Below are 18,564 nucleotides of genomic sequence, written 5' to 3' on the forward strand. Positions count from 1 at the left end.
CGGGGTCGCCACCACCTCGCAAGGTGGGCAACCCCGGCCTCATCCACATACGTGCGGAACTCGCTCACCGGCGAGAAGGATCAGGTCGCACGCTCGATGTTGTCGGCGTTGGTGTTGGCCGATTCCTTGGCGGACTTCAGGGCCTCCGCCATCTTCACCATGGTCGGCTTGAAGTCCGTCCAGTCGCTACGGAACTTGTCCGCCTTGCCACCCTTCCAGTAGCTCTCGCTGCTACTGGTCTGGGTGTCCAGGAACGAGATAAGGCTCCGGACGTCCGATTCCTTCTTGCCGAAGTCCCGCGACAGCTTCCTCAGCAGCTCGACATCAGCGCCGCGCATTGACATGCGGCTACTCCCCTCGTTATGGCGGCAAACAGACTGCCTGCAAGCCGCAACTGACGTTACCCCACCGGGAATGGGCCTCGGTGTGTTACAACGTCAGCACTCTGGTACAAGCGTGTCACACTGACCTCCGCACGGTGGCAAGTGGGGTGAACGACCGGCAATTCCTGAGTCGTTGCGAATCCTGTCGGAGGGTAAGTCAACACGTGCGCTGAGTAGCCAACAGCCGTTTCTCGCGCCTTACTTACGACCGCGCGGTGACCGACGGTAGCGCGCGGTCGTTCATGGCTCTCATCGCCGTTTCGCGTACCGCTGACTGACTGTGGCTGGTGGTTCTCGTCGACCCCGCTCCCTCCCGTTTCTCCTTGTTCTTGCGGTGTGTCGACTGTTTGCCTAACTCGTCCACGATGGTGCGCAGGTGCCCAATTTCGCGTGATGGTCCCGCCTCACGCTTGGGGGGCGTACGGGCCCTGCCGGCGCTCGCCCGCCGACTCCGTTACGCCTGCCGCGATATCCGGCGGCACTGCCGAGTCCATTACGTATGTTGCTCGCCGGCGTTTGTAGTTGCTCCGGATCGGTTTCCGTCATAGAGCTGAATTCTCTGACGCGGTGTCCAATACCGCCCTCAATCAGCGCGGTGAAGAGGCTTTGTGCCTGTGCGCTGTCGTCCAGTGACAAGGATGAGCAGTTGCCAGAAGAGCCCGAAGGAATCATGCCGGTTGAGGCGATGGCGGCCATGCGCCCGGACGTCGAGAAGGCACTCAAGGAGACGATCCCGGGAACTGACCGCCGAGTGTCCCAAGATGACCTCGGGTGACAAGGTCCCGACCATTCACGCCCAGCTCGTCACGTACTGCCTACGCAATCCTGACGGGCGAATGTAGGGCCGCTGCCGCCGCCCGCTACGGCTCGCCATCGAACCCCTACGCCTTGTCGTCGAGCAGAGCCAGCACCTTGCGTCGCCGTATCACGAGAGCGACGCCGCCGGCCAGGAGTAGCGAGGCCACGGCAATGCAGGCGGCCATGGGAAACGTCAGCGTGGGGGGATTGTTGACCCATTTCTGGGTGAGGACGCGGCTCGGGTCGTTCGGGTCGTAGACGACGCGGACGAAAGAGCCCTGGGGTAGGCCCTCGGGGCGTTTGCCGCCCCATTCGCTCAGGGTTTTGCGCAGGGGGCCGTCGGGTCCGTCGAAGCGCACCTGAATATTGCCCGCACTGCCGAATCGATCCCTGGGCGAGTCGGTGACCTCGGCCGTCGTGGCGATGCCGCGCGACCGCAGGTCATCGACCAGCGCGTGGGAGGGAATCCAGAAGAAGAACAGGAACGCGGAGCAGGTCAGCAGAAAGGCGGCGAAGACGCTGTAGATGAGTCTGCGCTGCGGTAGCGCGGGACGCTTACCGAGGGCGCGGCGCTCGCGGCTCGCCGCGTCCACCGCCCGCCAGTGAGCGGACTTGGGTGGCTGTCGCCACTCCGCCCCGCCGCGCTTCTGCTTCTTCCGTCCCATGCGCTGGTGTCCCGCCGTCGATTCGGGTGCTGTCGTGTCCGGCTCGGGTCGGCGCTACAACCCGAGCCAGCCGCCGACTTTCTTGGCTGCCCCACCCACCTTCTTGGCCGCGCCACCGATCTTCTTCCCGGCGTCCTTGATCGCCCCGCTGGCCGCGTTGACCACCTTCTTGCCCGTGTCGGTGTTCAGGGCGTAGTACGCGGCGTAGCCGAGCCCGGCGCCCACGACGATGCCCGCGGCCACGCCCCAGCCGACGGGGCCGCCCATGGCCGCGACGCCCGCGACACCCATCCACGTGCCCGCCATGCCAGCCCCCAGGGAGGCCGTGTTGGAGGCGATGGCGACGTCCTTCTCGGCGCCGTTGACCTTGATGTCGTAGCCGATGCCGCCGATGGTCAGCAGCGAGCCGACCAGGGGGACCTTCGAGCCGAAGCGCAGCGCCTTGCCCAGCCGGCCGACATTGCCGGAGGGGGTGGGGCGTGGCGTGATGCCAGGGACCTTGTCCATGAACCAGCGCGCGCTGTCGCCGACGGTGGATTCCATCAGCCGGGACATGGGGCCGAGACCGTATTTGGCGAAGGCCCGCTCCGCCTGGCGGCTGGCCCCCTTGGCGGCCTTGGCGTTGGCCCGGGTCTCCTTCTTGAAAGCGGCCCGCTCCTTCGGCGTCATGGCGTTCAGACGCTTCTCGTACGCCTCCTTGGCCGCCGCCGAGAAACCGGACGCCTGGTTCCAGAAGATGTCCGCGTATTTGGACTGGGCGCCGATGACGCCCGCGACGAGACCGGAATGCACCGTCCAGGTCGCCTTGGGGTCGCCCAGGTCCGTCACGGCCTTTGTCAGGTGCTTCCAGGCCGTCTCCCACAGATCGGGGTCTTCCCCCTGCATCAGGGCCCGGTTGAACACCGCCCCGGGGTCGTCCTTGGGAATGTCGCCGTGGAAGAGTTCCAGTGTCTTGGCGAAACCGGGTGCCGGATAGTCCGCGTTGACCGCGGCGGTGAACGCGGCACCGAACGCCTTGACGTCCTCCTTAGCCGTGGGCGCGCCTGCCATGGCGAGAGCGGTGGGCAGGGTCTTGACCAGGTTCGGGTCCATGGCGGCGTAAAAGGCGGAGGCGTAGTCGGGGTCTCCGCGGTGTTTGTTCAGCTCCGCCGCGATGCGGTGGAACTCCGCGCCGGCCTCGCCTGGCCCGAGTTTCTCCGCCTTGTTGGCGTCGGCCGCGAGCTTCTTGCCCGCCTCCCGCGCCTGCTGCACGGTGAGTACCGGCTCCGGGACCTGCACCATGGTGGGCTTGGGCCCCACCCCCTTGAACTCCATCGCTGCCGCGAGCGCCTGCCGCCTGCGCAGCATGGGCAGTTCGTCATCCACCCACGACGCGATCTTGCCGAGTTCGGTGAGGTGGTGCGTGTCGATGCCGTGCTTCTCGAACCGGGAGAAGTACGCGGTTTTGCCGCCGCGCAACGTCTTGCTACCGGAAACGAGTTTGCCGATGGTCGTCTGGAGGTTGTCCGGGTTGATTCCGGAGAAGTTCTTGTCAACCACCTGCCACACCCCCCGCTCCGTCGTCCGCCAACTCCGGGTCGACGAGGACGGCTTGAGCCCCCGAACCCTCCAATGCCTTCTCCAGTTCGTCCACCGGGATGGCCACCCACGGCTGTTCCTCACCCATGGCCTCAACCAGGAGCGGCACCGTGGTGAAAGCGAGGGCGACCCGTTGTACGCCCCCGGACTCGGCCTCCAGTGGGATGAGCATCACCTCAATGGAACCATCCAGGAGGGGCGTACCGGCGTCGTCACGGGCGATGTCCGCCATGGTGGGGAGAACCAGCACGTCGGGCGTCTCTTGGGTTTCTGGTGATTCCATCAAGGCAGGCTAGGAGCTAACCGTTGTATGGGGCAACCTGTCGCTCGCCCGCGATGGGCGCGCATTTGTAGGGTGGCCCGATCCGGGATACCGACGCAGCAAGGGGGAGCAGCCGGTGGGCGAGTCAGAGGACAAGGTGGCAAATCCGCGTAAGGCGGACCTCGAAAAACTCCGCCGCGACGTGGCGAGGGAGGCGGAGGGGCTGAAGAAGGCGCTCAAGACGCCCACCGAGGACATCGGGGGAGACGCGGTCTGGGTGGGCAAGAACGCCCGGGCCTGGCACACCGAACTCAAGGGCCGCCACGAGAAGGCCGGCACGCACGTCGAGAAGCTGTTGCCGCTCATCGACGCCGCGATAGCGGCGGAGCCGGACAAGGTGTCGGCCAGCGACGCGCGGGCGTACGACGCGTCCTGAACCCCCACCGGCGGTGGGTCGCGCGCGCGAAGTGAACCCCCATGGCGAGGGAGCCTCCGGCGTGGCGTGATCGTGTCGGACCTTGCGTAAGGTGACGGTTTGACGTGCCCGACTGTCGGCTCCGCCACGCGCGCCCGCGTGTGTGTGGCAGTAATGGCGACACGGGCGGAAGAGACCTGCCAGGGGGAGGACGCACATGGGGGTTCGGGGTCGGATACGCGACATGGGCGAGGCGGTGACCTCCGCCGCGGCGAACGTCGGGCGCGAGGTCATCGGGCGGGGCGTCGATGCCCGCAGGACCGGAGCGAACGCCTCCGGTGAGTGGGTGCTCGGCGTGCTCGGCGCGCTGCCGCCGCCGGCCGCGCCGGCCGAGCGGGAGTGGGAGTTCTCGCTGGGCACCCTCATCTGCCAGCACCCGCGCGTGCCCGCCATCACCGCCAAGGCGCTGCGCGCCCTGGACAGCCTCGGGGCGTTGCGCTTCGGGCCGGAGTCCGTGGGTTTCGAGGGCGAGGACATCCCGTGGAAGAAGGTCACGGGGCTGCGGCTGCACAACGCGTTCGACGCCATGACCACGGAGGGCCTCGACGCCGAGGTGGACCGAATCCGTGAGGTGCTGCCGCCGCTGCCCGGGCGCAAGTGGGCGGTGACGAAGGTGGTCGAGGGCCTGGCCACCGTCGTGCTCGCGGCCCTGGAGCAGGCCAGCGAGCAGCGGCTCGACAGCGTCAACGTCGCCTGCGAGGTGACGTACCGGGGCGCGTTCGGCCGAGAGAAGACGCTGCGGGCCAACCTGTTCACGACGGCGCTCCTGGCGCACCAGACGGACGTCGCCTACAGCCTGGTGGTCACGGCGCAGGCGGCCGGCGTGCCGGTGATCCCGGCCGACCCCGCCGCGCTGGACGACAAGGCGCTGGAGCGGGTTCGCGCGCTGCGGGAGCGTACGGACGCGATGGCCGCCGAGTTGCGCGCGCAGGGCGACGACGACGCGTCCGCCGGCGCGGACGGGCCGTCGCCGGCGCGGCCGGCCGTCTCGTAGCGCGACTCGGGGCTGTCTCGCGGCTCGCGAGGCGCTCGCGTGGGGCCGACTCGAAGCCGGTTGCCGTCCGCGCCGCGGCAACCGGCTCGCGGCGCGGCGTCATCGGTTGATGGACTGCACTTCGCCGACGGTGACGTCCGTGGTGTCCCCGTACGTGCCGGTGGGGAGGGCGCCGCCGTCACCGTCGGAGCTGGTCCAGGAGATCTCCCAGGTGACGGTGGCCTTGAGCGGGTGCGGGCCGGTCTGGTTGGTGGCCCGGAGGTAGGTCACGCCGCACGGCGGGGCCTGGTTCTTCTTGTCGTCGCTGTACGGGGTGCCGATGCTGCCGTCTGCGGCGATGCGGCATTCGCCTGAGGCGGGGTGGACCTTGGCGTCCTGGGTGCCGGGTTCGATGGTGAGGGAGACCGGCTTGGCGGTGGTGGTGGCCGAGAGGCCGATGCTGGACAGGCTGGCCTTTGCGGAGACGGGCTTGAACCGCGCCTTGTCGAGCCAGATCCAGGTGTCCAGGTTGACCGTCTGCTTGCCAGACGGATTCATGGTGATGTCCGTGTCCGGGACGGGGAGCTCGTCGTAGGCGTACTCGGCGAGGATCTTCGACGAGATGGCGAGCGGTTCGTCCGGCGTCTCGCCCTCATCGACCCAGAAGGGCAACCGGTTGCAGGACTGTGCCTCGGGTTCGTCCTTGCGGTTCTTGTTGACGACCGCTACCCAGAATTGGCCCTTGCCCTGCTTCTTCATGTTGTAGTCGTCGTACTTGTGGGTCTGGAAGATGGTCTTGTAGACCTGAGCGAACGTGGGCCCGATGCCGAAGAAGCCGGGCATCTTCTCCAGGCCCTCGATCGTGCCCTTGAGTTCCTTGGGCGTGATCCGCGGCTCGTACCAGCAGGCCGGGGGCTTCCAGTTGGAGTTTCTTGGGGTCAGCGTGCCTTTCTTGCCCTGGCCGTTGCTGCCCTGGACGTTGACTTCCACGCCCGACGACTCGACGCCTACGGCGACTTTCTGGTTGGTGCCGGAGGGATTCACCTCGGCTCGTTGGGATCCGGGGTCGCGTCCGCCCCTGGTTTCAGTTGCCTGTGCTGCCGTGGGTAGCGTAACCGTCAATACTGCAATGGCTATGGTGCCTGCACTGCAAGTGATGATTTGACGCCTCAAGCCTGGCACTTCTCTCCCCCGCTTGTCGAGATGGCCTTGGTCATCTGCCACACCCCCAGGTTGTTCTTGGTGAGAGTGTCTGTGTAGTAGCCGACATTTCCCGGCCCCGGCTCGTTCTTCTTGACCTTGCCCGTCTTTTTGTTGACGCTACTCGACTTCGTCTGATCTGAGCAGTAATTGACGACTGCTGACCCGTCCTTGAGGAACGTGACCTTGCGGTTGTAGTAGCGCGTGCTTCCCGTGAAGGTGACTCCAGCGTCGTAATAGGACTTGATGTACTCCAGCGCGGACAGTAGGGCCATGTCCTTTACGTAGAACTTGAGAGCGGGCCGCTCTGTGCTACCACTGGTGATGGCCTCGTCGATGGCATTGAGTCCGCGCTCGCTGTCCGCCAGCACCGCGTCCTTCTTCGGGTCGCCCGTCTTGCTGTCCTCGAAGACGTTCTTCACGTCCGCCGGCAGCTTGATCTCCGGGCGGTCGATCCCGTCGTCCATGGGGGTTGAGCTTGGGGTGGAGGTGACGGGCGGGGGTGTCGACGAGGTCTCGGCGCCCTTGATCTTGTCCTTGCTGTCGGAGCCTGAGTCGGAGTCACCTCCGCATGCCGTCAGCGTCATCGAGGCGGCCACGAGCAGCACGATGCCTGCGCCGAAGCGTGTCTGTGTGTTCAACGTACGTATCTCCCGTGGGTGTTCGATGAGAAACGCCACCGATGATGACATGGATGCGTACGGCAATGGCGACGGTTCCCTTGCGTGTGGATAACGGTGGGACCGGGGAGTGGTGAGTGCCACTGGCGCGCCTTGAGGCCGCTATAGGCTGCTGATACGGTGCGATGACTTGACAGCTTCTTAGTCTGCGGTTTAAGCGTGCGACAGTGGCTGTAGCGGGCAAATGCCTGAATACGGACATAACTTCGGGGGCAGTGGCGTGAAGATTCAGGAGCGCACGGGCGCGGGCAGTGGCCGGGGTACCGCACCCGGTCAGCCAGCGGGGGAGAGGCTCCCTTCCGCGCCTCGTGAACGGAAACCGGCACTCGCCGCGCTCGCCGTACTCCTCATCCTGGTGGGCGCGTTGGGGGCGACCGTCCTGGTGTTGCGCGCCGGTGACCGTATTGAAGTGGTGAAGATCAAGGAGAAGGTGAGCGCGGGTAAGCCGATCCCGAGGTCCGCTATCGAACCCGTGATGGTTGCCGAGGATTCCGGTGTCGATTACGTGAAATGGGAGCAGTGGAAAGCACTGTCCAATTACCGGGCCGCCGCCGACCTGACGAAAGGCTCGCTTCTCGTCGGTTCGATGCTGACTGACAAGAAGGGCCTGCCCGAGGGCAAGGTCGTGGTCGGGCTCTCGCTCAAGGACGGGCAGTACCCGCGCGGCCTCAAGGCCGGCGACGTGGTCGCCGCGTACCGGGTGGGAGACGCCAAGGGTGGCTCCGGCGGTTCCTCGGGGGACGGCGGCGACTCGGGCGGCGGTGACGCCCTGCTGGTCCGCAGCGCGACCGTGGACACGGTGACCGGCACCAACGACGGGATCGGCGGCGGGGACCTGCCGGTCGCGGTCGTGGTCAACCAGGACGAGGCGCCCGCGCTCACCCAGGCGGCGGCCAACGGCGCGGTCTCCGTCGTGCGGCTGTCCACCAACAGCGGCACCTGAGCCGAGGGGCCAGGGGACAGGGAACGTAGGGGATATGGCGCTCATCGCTCTCGCCGCGGACAAGGGCTCGCCGGGGGTCACCACGGCCGCCGTCGCGATGGCGGCGGTCTGGCCTCGGCGCGTGCTCCTGGCCGAGGTGGACCCGGCCGGTGGGGACCTCGTCTACCGGGGCTCGGCGGCGCACGGCGGGCCGCTGGACCCGAACACCGGCATGCTCTCGATCGGCGCCACCGCCCGCCGCGGCCTGGTGCCCGACCAGTTGTGGGACCACGCGCAGCCCATGCTGGGCGGCCTCGACGTGCTCGTGGGGCTCGGCAGCTCCGAGCAGTCGGCCGGGCTCGCCGGGCTGTGGCCGATGCTGGGGCGCGCGTTCGCCGGGCTCGGCGACTCGCCGCACGGCCCCGCCGACGTCATAGCCGACTGCGGCCGGGTCGGGGCGGACGCGGTGGCCGTGGAGATGTTCCCGTACGCCTCGATCGTGTTGCTGGTCGCGGGTACGGAGCCGGAGCAGCTCGCGCGGGTCAGGGACCGGGCCGCGGCGCTGTCGGCCCGGCTGCACGGCGGGCAGCGCGGCGCGGCGCAGTTGGGAACGCCGCTGATCGGCGTGCTCCTGGTGGCCGACGTGGGGAGCGCGAGCCGGCTCGTCGGGCAGGTCAACGACATGTTGGTGGCGGCGCAGGCCGGGGCACGCGTGGTGGGCGTCATCGCGCGGGACGCCTCCGGCGCTGACCAGTTGGCCGGGCGCAAGCGTGGCCGGTTGGACAAGTCGCTGCTCATCCGCTCGGCGCGGAAGGTCGTCGGCGACCTGCACCAGCAGTTCGGCGCGGCGTTCGCCGGCGCGCCCGCCGGCGCGTCCACCCCCGGCGGGGCGCGCGGTGGTGTCGGCGGCGCGGGCCGCGTGCCCGGCGCGCGGCCGGCCGGCCAGCCGCTGCCCGGCCAGGTCGGGCAGGCGGGCCAGGTGGGTCAGGCGGGTCAGGCCGGCCACCAGGCCCAGCCGCTGCCGGGCCAGCCGGGTTCCGCGGGCCACCCGGCCCAGCCGGGCCACGGCGCCCAGCCGGCCCCTGGCGCCCCCGGCCCCGACGGGGTCGCCCCCAGCGGACCGATGCCGCCGCACGGCGGCCCCGCGTCGCGGCCCGGCGCGGGCGCGCACCGCCGCCCCGGCGGCCCGGAGGCGACGGCCCAGCAGCCGGCCTCCGGCGCCCAGCCCATACCGGGCGCCCAGCCCCCGCCGCAGCACGCGTCGGGCGACCACGGCGAGCAGCCCTCCGCTCGGCACGCCCAACCGCCGCGCGAGCAGGGCGGCCAGCTCGACCAGCCCCGCCCACCGCGCGACCAGATCCGCGAGAACGAGCGCACCCAGCAGATCCACCAGATGCCGCGCCCCGGCCGGGCCCAGCCGCAGCCCGAACCCCAGCCGCCCGCCGCGCACGACGGCGGCAGCCCGTACGACGGCGGCAGCCCGTACGACCGCCAGGCCGCGCTCGACGGCGGCAGCGCGTACGACCCGCAGACCTCGTACGACACCCGCGCCCCGCACGACACCCCCGCCCCGTACGACGGCGGTGCCGCGCAGCCCGAGCACCGGCCCGGTGCGGTCGGTGGTGCGGGTGGGGCCGGAGGGGGAGCGGGCTGGTGAGCACCGTCGACCACCAGCTCGTCAAGCGCTTCCGGCAGGAGGCCGGCGACCGGATCGCCGAGCAGCGTCGGATCGACCAGGTCGCCGGCGCCGCGCCGATGACGCCCGAGGACGAGCGGCAGTACGCGCGCGCCGTCATCGCGCAGATCCTTGAGGACTACGCGCGCGCCGAGATCAACCTCGGGCGCACGCCGCTGGACGCGGAGACCGAGGAGAGCTACGCGGCGGCCGTGCACGCCGCGCTGTTCGGCGTCGGCCGGCTGCAACCGCTGCTCGACGACCCCGAGGTCGAGAACATCGACATCAACGGCTGCGACCGGGTCTTCATCGGCTACGCGGACGGCCGCGAGGAGCAGGGCGAGCCGGTCGCCGAGAGCGACGAGGAACTGATCGAACTGATCCAGGTGCTCGGCGCGTACTCCGGCCTGTCGTCGCGCCCGTTCGACACCGCCAACCCGCAGCTCGACCTGCGGCTGCCCGACGGCTCCCGGCTCTCCGCCGTCATGGACGTCACCCGGCGGCCCGCGCTGTCCATCCGGCGGGCGCGGCTCGGCAAGGTCTTCATGGCCGACCTGGTGCGCAACGGCACGCTCACCCCGGAGCTGGGCAACTTCCTGGCCTGCGCGGTGCGGGCGCGGAAGAACATCATGATCGCCGGGGCCACCAACGCCGGCAAGACCACGCTGCTGCGGGCGCTGGCCAACGAGATCCCGCCCAGCGAGCGGCTGATCACCGTGGAACGGGCGCTGGAACTGGGCCTCGACCAGTTCCCCGACCTGCACCCCAACGTCGTGGCGTTCGAGGAGCGGCTGCCCAACTCCGAGGGGCAGGGCACGATCAGCATGGCCGAGCTGGTGCGCCGCTCGCTGCGCATGAACCCCTCCCGCGTCATCGTCGGCGAAGTGCTCGGCGACGAGATCGTCACCATGCTCAACGCGATGTCGCAGGGCAACGACGGCTCGCTCTCCACCATCCACGCCAACAGTTCCAGCGAGGTGTTCAACCGCATCTCTACCTACGCGCTCCAGGCGAACGAGCGACTGCCCATCGAGGCCAGCCACATGCTGGTCGCGGGCGCGGTCAACTTCGTCGTCTTCGTCGAGCGCCGCAACGACTACGCCAGCGGCGGCACGCTCAGCCGCCGCGTCACATCCGTGCGCGAGGTCAACGGGGTCGACGGCCGGGTGCTCTCCAGCGAGGTGTTCATCGAGACGGCCGACGGCCGCGTCGTGCCGCACGCGCCGGTCACCTGCCTGGACGAGTTGGCCGCGTTCGGCTACCGCCCGTCCGGGGCCTGGGGGTAGGGCCGTATGAACGAAATCACGTCGATGGGTGGGTTCTTCTCGCTGCCCACGCTGTTCGCGCTGTTGTCCGGCGTGGTCGTCGGTGGCGGCGTCGCGCTGCTGATCGTCGCCATCCGGGGGCTGCCGCCCAAGCCGGAACACGAGAAGGCCAAGGCCGGCCAGCGGGCCGCCGAACTGGCCCGGTTCGCCAGCCGGCGCGGCTCGCTCGCGATCGGTGTCGGCCTGGCCGTGCTGTTGCTGACCCGCTGGATCGTGGCGGGCCTGGCGGCCGGCGTGCTGGTCTTCGTCTGGGACCGGCTGTTCGGCGGCGCGGCCGAGGAGCGCTCCGCGATGCGCCGGGTCGAGGCGCTGGCCGCGTGGACCGAGTCGCTGCGCGACACCATCGCCGGCGCGGTCGGCCTGGAGCAGGCGATCCCGTCCTCCGCGCGGGCCGCCGCGCCGGCGCTGCGCCCGCACCTGGACGCGCTGGTGGACCGGTTGCGGGCGCGTACGCCGTTGCCGGACGCGCTGCAACAACTCGCCGACGAGATCGACGACGCGTCGGCCGACATCATCATCGCCGCCCTCATCCTCAACTCCCGGCTGCGCGGACCCGGCCTGCGCGAGGTGCTGGGCGCGCTGGCCAAGTCGGCGCGCGAGGAGGTCGACATGCGACAGCGGGTCATGGCGCAGCGCGCCAGCACCCGGCGCAGCGTGCAGATCGTGGTCGGCGTCTCGATCGCGTTCGTGCTCGGCTTGTCGATCTTCAACCGGGACTTCGTCGAGCCGTACGGGACGCCGGTCGGGCAGCTCGTACTGGCCTGCGTGTGCGCCCTGTTCGCGATGGGCTTCTGGTGGCTGCGCAAGCTGTCCAGCATCGACACGCCGGACCGGTTCCTGACCCGGGACGCGACGCCGGAGCGGTACGCACCGGCGCGCGCCGGCGCCCACGCGGCGCGGCAGCCCGGCGCGGGCACCGTGCAGGCCCCCGTCTACGGCGATGAGGTGACCCCCCGATGAACAGCGGAATCACGATGCCGGTCCTGGTCGGTGCCGTCTTCGGGCTCGGCGTCTACACCCTGGTCCGCGCCCTGATGCCCGGCCGGCGCGGGGCGGTGGCGCGGGTCGCGCAGATCGACGCGCTGCGGGCGCGCGGCTCGGCGCACGCCGGCCGGTACGAGGCCGACCGAGGCCAGGCCGGTGGCGCGGGCCAGGAGAGCCGGCTGGAGGCCGCCCGCGTCCGGATCGGCCAGCGGGTCGCCGACCTCTACCTGCAACAGGGCTGGGAACAGCGCTCGCTGAGGGCCGACCTGGCGGTCCTGGAGCGGAGCTGGGAGTCGTTCCTGGCGACCAAGGTGCTGCTGGGCGCGGCCGGGCTGGTCTTCGGCCCGTTCGTCTTCGTCATCGTCTGGACGCTCGGCTTCGGCAGCAGCCCGATCATCCCGGTGTGGATGGCGCTGCTGTTCGGCGCGGTCTTCTTCATGCTGCCGGACCTGGAGGTACGCCGGGACGCCGCGGACAAGCGGCGCGACCTGCGCCGGGTGATCGGCGCGTACCTGGACCTGGTCGCGATGAACCTCGCCGGCGGGCGCGGCCTGCCCGAGTCGCTGATGGCCGCGGCCGACGTCAGCGACGGCTGGGCGCTGCGGCGGATCAAGAACGCGCTCGCGGACGCCCGGATCACCGGGACCAGTCAGTGGCAGGCGCTCGGGAACCTCGGCGAGGAACTTGGCGTCGATGAACTCAAGGACCTCTCGTCGTCCCTCGCGCTCGTCGCGGACGACGGGGCGAAGGTACGTGAATCACTCGGGTCGCGCGCGGAAACGATGCGGCACCGAGAGCTCGCGGAGATCGAAGGGAGCGCTGGAGAAAAGTCGCAGTCGATGCTGGTGGCGCAACTGCTGCTGTGTGCGGGGTTCCTGGTCTTCCTCATCTTTCCGGCCGCGATGCGCGTCTTCGAGGTCTGACCATGCCGACACCGCCGACACAGCCCTTCTCCAACGGTCACCGTTCCCTCGCTACTCCCCCCACCACCTGAGAGGACACTCATCACCATGAACACAGGCCCTCGCATCAGCCACCCGGCGCTCGACTTCCTGCTCGCCTTCGTGCGCGGCCGAGTGGAACGCGCCCGCTCCGGCGAACTCGACCGCGGCGCCTCCGCCGTGGAGTGGGTCATCATCTCGGCCGTCGTGGTCGCGATCGTCGGCGTGGTCGCCGCGATCATCAACGCCGCCCTCAGCGACGGCGCGGACAAGGTCGGCGACTGCATCAAGGGCGCGGACGCCAGCAAGACCTGCTGAGGCCGGCACGACCTGCCGAGGCCAGCACGACCTGCCGACGCCAGTAGACCCACTGACGCCACCACCCGCTGACGCGCCAGCACCCGGGCCACGGGCCTGAACGTCCCGGAGCCAGCCGGGGGCCGGGCGGCCCACCGCGCCGGCTCGCTGGGTGGCCGCCGGTCGGCTGGCCGGGTGGTCGGCGGGCGACCGGCCGGGGGTGTGCCGAGGCGGAGCCCGTACGGGGTGACGAGCGCCGCGGCGCCGGCCCCACCGGGCCGCCCGTGGGGCGGCGGCGCCAGGGGACCGAGAAGACAACGGGGATGACGGCATGAGACGAACCGGGGGCGGTGCCCTGCACCGCGCGGTGCGGCGCAGGGTGGACGCCATGCGCGGCGACGGCCGCGACCGGGCGGGCGCGGCGCCGGGCCGGGCGCGCGGCAGCGGCGGCCGGACGAGCGACAGCGGGATGACCGCCATCGAGTTCGTGCTGCTCACGCCGGTCCTGTTCTTCCTGATCTTCGCGACCGTGCAGTTCGCGCTGTACTTCTTCGCCGACCACGTCGCCCAGGCGGCGGCGCAGGCCGGCGCGCGCAAGGCGCGCGCCGAGGCGGACGAGAACCCCGGCGGCTGGGGCGGCAAGGCGCGCTCCACGGCCGACAGCTACATCCGGCAACTGGGCCCGAACCTGCTCATCAAGCCGGAGGTGACGCTGCTCACGCCGCGCGCCGACACGGTGGGGGTGCAGGTCGAGGCCGGTGTGCCCACCGTGTTCCCCGGCATGAGGTTCACCGTGCACGCGCGGTCGCAGGGGCCCATCGAGCGGTTCGTCGTGGACGGGGGCTGAGCGCGGTGTGGCGTGCTGAGCGACGCGCGACGGTCCGGGCCCGCGCCCGGCGTACGCCCGATCCGAGCGGGCGCGCGCCCGGCGCCCGGGTGGTCGGGCGTTGCGGGCAACGCGGGCGTTGGCCCGGTGGGGGGCGGGGCGAGGCCGCAGCGCCGGGCAGGGAACGCCGGGGATACATGTCGGACCATGCATTGGTAGGTCAATTGACTAGGGGAGAAGTGATGGTTCATGTTTCATAAATGGAAGGGATTATGGTGAGGGGATTAGGGGCGAAGATAGGTGGAGGGAAGGGAAGAGGTGTGTAGCGGGAGGAAGGAGAGAGTAGAAGAGAGAGGAAGGGATAAATAATATAGAAGTAGTAGGAGAATGGAAGTGGGGAAAGATTGGGGAAGAAGAGGAAGTAAGATTGGTAGGGGGAGGGGAGAGGGTGGAGTAGAAGGTGGTAAGGAGAAAGAGGTAGTAGAAAAGAGTAGTATTGGGAGTGGGGTGATGAGTGGGAGAGGAAGGAATGGTGAGGAAGAGTTATGAGATGTTTAAGTAATGGAATAAGGGATGGAGAAATGATAAAAGTAAGGTGGGGGAAATGGTAAAAAGATATAAAGAAGAAATGGAAGAGGGTGGGAGTTTAAGTGGAGAGATAAAGAGTGGTTTATGGGGATAGGGGAAAGGAGTAATGTTTTATTATGATTAAGGGAAGGAAGGAGAAGATGAAGAGGGAGGGGGAGGAGAGGGAAGAGGAAGGAAGGGAAAGGGGAGGGAGGTAGGAATGGGAATTATAGATCGTGAGGGAAGAAGTATGAGAAGAATGAAGCCCGGTACGCCGCGCAGGACATCGACGAGGCGGCGCTGCGCGCCAGTGGCGGCACGAGCGCGCCCATCAACTACGAGAACTGCGGCGCCCGGGTGCGCCAGTTCGCCCGCGAGGCCGGGCTCTCGGGCCCGGACGTCGCCGCGTCGCGCTGCCTGTCGGCCAACGCCGAACAGGTCGAGGTCGAGATCCAACTCACCTACGAACCCGTGCTGACCGGCCTGTTCTACAACGGCTCCTTCACGGTGCGCGGCTCGTCCAAGGCGGAGTCCCATGTCGGCTGACCCCCACACGACCCGACCCGTACGCGCGACCCGGCCCGTGCTCCCGGCGCGGCCCCCGCACGCGCCGGAGCCCGCGCACCCGGCGGAGCCCCTACGACCAGCGCGCGCCGTACGACCGGGCCGCCGGGCAGCAGCCGGGCCGGCGGAGGCTCCCGTACCGCCCGTACCGCCCGTACCGCCCGGGCCCCCGGGGGCCTCGCGGCCGGCCGGGTGGCGCGGGTGGCGTCCGCCGCCGGGGGTGCCCCGGTACTGAGCCCCCGTCCGCACGCGTCGCCCCGCGTCGCTCGCCGCACACGCCACGCCGACCCGTTTGACGCTCCCACCCGAGGCTGAGGAATACCGCCCATGGCGCGCACCGCCCGCCCCACCCCAGGCCCGTCCGGCTCGCAGCCGCGACGGCAGCCGCAGCCGCTGCCCGTGCGTACCCGTACGGCGGGCGACTTCGTCAAGGCGTTCTTCGCGTTCGTCGCGCTGTCCGCGCTGCTCATCGGCGTACCCGGCGCGCTCGCCTACTTCGTCGGCTGGCCGCTGCCCCACGAGGCGCCGACGCTGGAGACGGTGCGGCAGCCGATCACCGCGAGCGTCTTCGTCGACGTGCTGACCGTCGTGGTGTGGCTGGCCTGGGCGCAGTTCGCCGCGTGCGTGATCGTCGAGGGCAAGGCGGAGATCTCCGGCGTCGGCATGCCGTCGCGGGTGCCGGGCGCCGGGCCGACCCAGTTGCTGGCGCGGCAACTGGTGGCCGCGCTGCTGCTGGTCGGCGCGTCCGCCGCGAGCCTGACCCCCGGGCTGTCCCAGATCGGCAACGCGTACGAGGACAACGCGCGCGGCACCGTCGCCTCCGCCCAGCAGACCCCGGGCGGCGAGCGGGTCGGCGAGGGCCAGCGTCACCTGGAACCGCACCAGCAGCGGATGGTGGACCCCACGCGGCCCGGCACGGGCAGCGCGCGCGTGGGCGAGGAGCGGCGGCAGACGAAGTTCTACCGCATCCAGCCGCCCGAGGGCCGGCACCACGACTCGCTGTGGGAGATCGCCGAACGGCACCTGGACGACGGCCGCCGCTACAAGGAGATCTACCAGCTCAACAAGGACCGGGTGCAGCCCGACGGTTCCAGGCTCTCCCAGGCCAGCCTGATCCGCCCCGGCTGGATCATGGAGATGCCCGCCGACGCGCACGGCGGCGAACTGGTCGAGATGCCCGAGGACTCGCCGGAGATCACCAAGGGCCTGCGGGAGCAGATCCGCGAGTACGACAAGTCCAGCCGCACCCCGCACCGCGACGTCGACCCCGGCCGCGCCGACCAGGCGCGGGACATCTCCGTCGACCAGCCGGCCCGGCCCAGCGTCCCCGAGCCGGCCCCGGCCACCCCGGACGACAGGCAATCCGCCGACTCCGCCACGTCCGCCGACGAGTCGGCGTTCGGCCTCTCCGAGGCGCTGATCGGCGCCCCGCTGCTGGCCGCCGGGCTGTTGGCCGCGCTGGGCCGGCGGCGCAGGGCCGCGCTGTGGCAGTCGGCCATGTCGGCGCTCGGCCTCGGCATCGACCTCACGCCGACCGGCCCGGCCGCCCGCGCCGAGGAGGCGCTGCTGGTCGGCGCCGACCCCGTGGCCGTACGCGACCTGGACCGGGCGCTGCGCGGCCTGTCGACGGCGCTGGCCGCCGACGGGCGCGAGCTGCCCGTCGTCTACGCCGCGTGGCTGACCGGCACCGAACTGCACCTCCAACTCTCCGCGGCCTCCGGAGAGCCGCCGCGCCCCTGGCAGCTCGGCCAGGACGAGACGTTCTGGCGGCTGCGCCGCTCGGCCATCACCGAGCACGCGGACGACGGAACCGCCGCCCCCTACCCGGGACTGGTCAGCCTCGGCACGCTGGACGAGGCGCGCCTGCTGCTCAACCTGGAGGCCGTGCCCGGCATCGTCTCGCTGACCGGCGCGGAGGCGGACCGTACGGCGGTCTTCGCCTCGATCGCCGCCGAACTCGCCACCAGCGGCTGGTCCGACCGGCTGACGCTGACCCTGGTCGGCTTCGGCGCCGAACTCGGGGCGCTGGCCCCCACCCGCATCCGGCACCTGGACGGGGTCGCCGCGCTGGTGGAGACCATGACGGCCGAGACCGAGCAGCGGCGCGCCGCGCTCAGCGTCGCCGGCCACGACTCGGTGCTCACCGGCCGCACCGGCCAGGCCCAACACACCCAGCGCGCCCCGCACCTGGTCCTGCTCGCGGCCGAGCCGGACGGCGAGCAGGCGACGCGGCTGGCCGAACTCGCCGCCGACTCCGGCCGGCTGGGCATCGGCTACCTCATCGGCACCACCCAGCAGCAGTTCCCCGGCGCGACCTGGGAACTCGACGTCACCCCCGACGGCACGCTGCGCGCCCCGCTGCTCGGCCTCGAACTCACCGCCCAGCGACTGCCGGCGGAGCAGCACCGGGCCGTGGTCGAACTCTTCGCCGCCGCCGACCCGGACGGCGTCACCCCGCCCGGCCGCGCCGACGGGCAGCGGGCCCCGTTCCTGGTCGACATCAGCGAGGCGGGCCGGCCGGCGGTGTACGCGAGGTTGCTCGGCGACTACGAGATCATGGGCCTGGAGACCCCGGACGACGAACGCGGCGCGCTGCTGCACGAGGCGCTGGCCCTGCTGTTGCTGCACCGCGAGGGCGTCCACCCGCGCGTCCTGGCCTCCGCGCTGTGGCCGCGGGGCGCCACCGAGGACGTACGCGACGCGCTGATCGAGCGGCTACGGGAGTGGCTCGGCGACGACCGTGGCCCCGAGCCGGGACCCGGCGGCGGCGCGGCCGGCGCGAGCGCGCCCCGACTGCGGAGCGACGCCACCGGCCGGCTCATCCTCGCCTCGTCGGTCGTCTCCGACCTCGACGTCCTCCGCACCCTGCACCACGAGGCCACCCAGGGACGGGGCGCGAACGACCCCCGGACCCGCGAACGCCTCCTCACCGACGCCCTCGCCCTGGCCCGCGGCCCCCTCCTGGCGGGCCGCCCGCAGGGCCGTTACGGCTGGCTGGCCCACGAGATCATCGAGGCCCAACTGCCGCTCCTGGTCGCGGACGTGGCCCTCGCCCTGGCCGCCCACCACGGCGCGGCGGAGCGGCCACACCAGGCCATGGCCGCGCTGGAGGCGGCGCTGGCCTCGGCCCCCGCGGACGAGCGCCTGTGGAACGAGCTACTCCGCGCCGCCCACGCCACCGGCGACACGGCCCAGCTCACCACCACCGCCACCGCCCTCCTGGACCGCAACGCCACCCTCAGCGGCGGCGCCCGCGGCCTCCCACCCCGCACGGAGGCCCTGTTGGACGAGCTGCTGCCGACGTGGCGGGGGGATGTGCGGCGGGCTATGGCGAACTAGACACGTGCCCGCCCGGCGCGCTCACTCCGGTCGGCGGGCGGCGGGGCACGCGGAATATGGTGAGCGCATGTCATCGGCGGCCGGTTTGATGGCAGGCCACAGCGGTGCGA

17 protein-coding genes are annotated in these 18,564 nt (G+C 70.5%); 11 read left to right on the plus strand and 6 right to left on the minus strand.

The window, feature by feature from the left end; all coding sequences use genetic code 11:
- Positions 1 to 80: 80 nt before the first annotated feature.
- The 4 genes from H7H31_RS20645 to H7H31_RS20660 form a co-directional block, all read right to left on the minus strand.
- Positions 81 to 344 (minus strand): WXG100 family type VII secretion target, encoded by a 264-nt coding sequence (locus tag H7H31_RS20645; protein WP_232109983.1) that lies wholly within the window; start codon positions 342 to 344, stop codon positions 81 to 83.
- Positions 345 to 1,264: 920 nt separating this feature from the next.
- Positions 1,265 to 1,846: a DUF3592 domain-containing protein gene (locus H7H31_RS20650; protein WP_187063397.1), complete on the minus strand. Its 582-nt coding sequence runs from the start codon at positions 1,844 to 1,846 to the stop codon at positions 1,265 to 1,267.
- A gap of 54 nt (positions 1,847 to 1,900) precedes the next feature.
- On the minus strand, positions 1,901 to 3,385 hold the full coding sequence (locus H7H31_RS20655) for a hypothetical protein (protein WP_187063398.1): 1,485 nt from the start codon (positions 3,383 to 3,385) through the stop codon (positions 1,901 to 1,903).
- Complete coding sequence (locus tag H7H31_RS20660) at positions 3,378 to 3,707, minus strand: SAV_915 family protein (RefSeq protein WP_187063399.1); 330 nt, start codon at positions 3,705 to 3,707, stop codon at positions 3,378 to 3,380. Before H7H31_RS20660 ends, H7H31_RS20655 begins: the two co-directional genes overlap by 8 nt.
- Positions 3,708 to 3,822: 115 nt before the next feature.
- Between H7H31_RS20660 and H7H31_RS20665 the strand changes: the two genes are divergently transcribed.
- The gene (locus tag H7H31_RS20665; protein ID WP_187063400.1) at positions 3,823 to 4,122 is read left to right on the plus strand and encodes a hypothetical protein; all 300 of its coding nucleotides are present in this window, start codon (positions 3,823 to 3,825) and stop codon (positions 4,120 to 4,122) included.
- 196 nt (positions 4,123 to 4,318) lie between these two features.
- On the plus strand, positions 4,319 to 5,155 hold the full coding sequence (locus H7H31_RS20670) for a hypothetical protein (protein ID WP_187063401.1): 837 nt from the start codon (positions 4,319 to 4,321) through the stop codon (positions 5,153 to 5,155).
- Positions 5,156 to 5,254: 99 nt separating this feature from the next.
- Here H7H31_RS20670 and H7H31_RS20675 read toward each other — a convergent pair whose 3' ends face one another.
- On the minus strand, positions 5,255 to 6,178 hold the full coding sequence (locus H7H31_RS20675) for a hypothetical protein (protein ID WP_232109984.1): 924 nt from the start codon (positions 6,176 to 6,178) through the stop codon (positions 5,255 to 5,257).
- Positions 6,179 to 6,303: 125 nt separating this feature from the next.
- Positions 6,304 to 7,026 (minus strand): hypothetical protein, encoded by a 723-nt coding sequence (locus H7H31_RS20680; RefSeq protein WP_232109985.1) that lies wholly within the window; start codon positions 7,024 to 7,026, stop codon positions 6,304 to 6,306.
- A gap of 343 nt (positions 7,027 to 7,369) precedes the next feature.
- Here H7H31_RS20680 and H7H31_RS20685 point away from each other — a divergent pair, with 343 nt between their 5' ends.
- The 9 genes from H7H31_RS20685 (at position 7,370) to H7H31_RS20725 (ending at position 18,454) form a co-directional block, all read left to right on the plus strand.
- Positions 7,370 to 7,957: a hypothetical protein gene (locus H7H31_RS20685; RefSeq protein WP_308284286.1), complete on the plus strand. Its 588-nt coding sequence runs from the start codon at positions 7,370 to 7,372 to the stop codon at positions 7,955 to 7,957.
- 34 nt (positions 7,958 to 7,991) lie between these two features.
- Positions 7,992 to 9,593, plus strand: coding sequence for a hypothetical protein (locus H7H31_RS34150; RefSeq protein WP_232109986.1), 1,602 nt, complete (start codon positions 7,992 to 7,994; stop codon positions 9,591 to 9,593).
- Entirely contained in the window at positions 9,590 to 10,897 is a 1,308-nt protein-coding gene (locus H7H31_RS20695) for a CpaF family protein (RefSeq protein ID WP_176162167.1), read from the plus strand. Before H7H31_RS34150 ends, H7H31_RS20695 begins: the two co-directional genes overlap by 4 nt.
- A 6-nt stretch (positions 10,898 to 10,903) precedes the next feature.
- Complete coding sequence (locus H7H31_RS20700; RefSeq protein WP_232109987.1) at positions 10,904 to 11,896, plus strand: type II secretion system F family protein; 993 nt, start codon at positions 10,904 to 10,906, stop codon at positions 11,894 to 11,896.
- A complete protein-coding gene (locus H7H31_RS20705) occupies positions 11,893 to 12,843 on the plus strand; it encodes a type II secretion system F family protein (protein WP_176162166.1) in 951 nt (316 codons plus the stop codon). Before H7H31_RS20700 ends, H7H31_RS20705 begins: the two co-directional genes overlap by 4 nt.
- An 87-nt stretch (positions 12,844 to 12,930) precedes the next feature.
- A complete protein-coding gene (locus H7H31_RS20710; RefSeq protein WP_176162165.1) occupies positions 12,931 to 13,179 on the plus strand; it encodes a hypothetical protein in 249 nt (82 codons plus the stop codon).
- A gap of 310 nt (positions 13,180 to 13,489) precedes the next feature.
- Entirely contained in the window at positions 13,490 to 14,005 is a 516-nt protein-coding gene (locus tag H7H31_RS20715; protein ID WP_187063403.1) for a TadE family protein, read from the plus strand.
- Positions 14,006 to 14,908: 903 nt separating this feature from the next.
- Positions 14,909 to 15,097: a hypothetical protein gene (locus H7H31_RS20720; RefSeq protein WP_187117996.1), complete on the plus strand. Its 189-nt coding sequence runs from the start codon at positions 14,909 to 14,911 to the stop codon at positions 15,095 to 15,097.
- 345 nt (positions 15,098 to 15,442) lie between these two features.
- The gene (locus H7H31_RS20725) at positions 15,443 to 18,454 is read left to right on the plus strand and encodes a LysM peptidoglycan-binding domain-containing protein (protein ID WP_187062044.1); all 3,012 of its coding nucleotides are present in this window, start codon (positions 15,443 to 15,445) and stop codon (positions 18,452 to 18,454) included.
- Positions 18,455 to 18,564: the final 110 nt, after the last annotated feature.

The sequence above is a fragment of the Streptomyces buecherae genome (genome assembly GCF_014295035.1).
In the GTDB taxonomy this organism is placed as follows: Bacteria; Actinomycetota; Actinomycetes; order Streptomycetales; family Streptomycetaceae; genus Streptomyces; species Streptomyces youssoufiensis.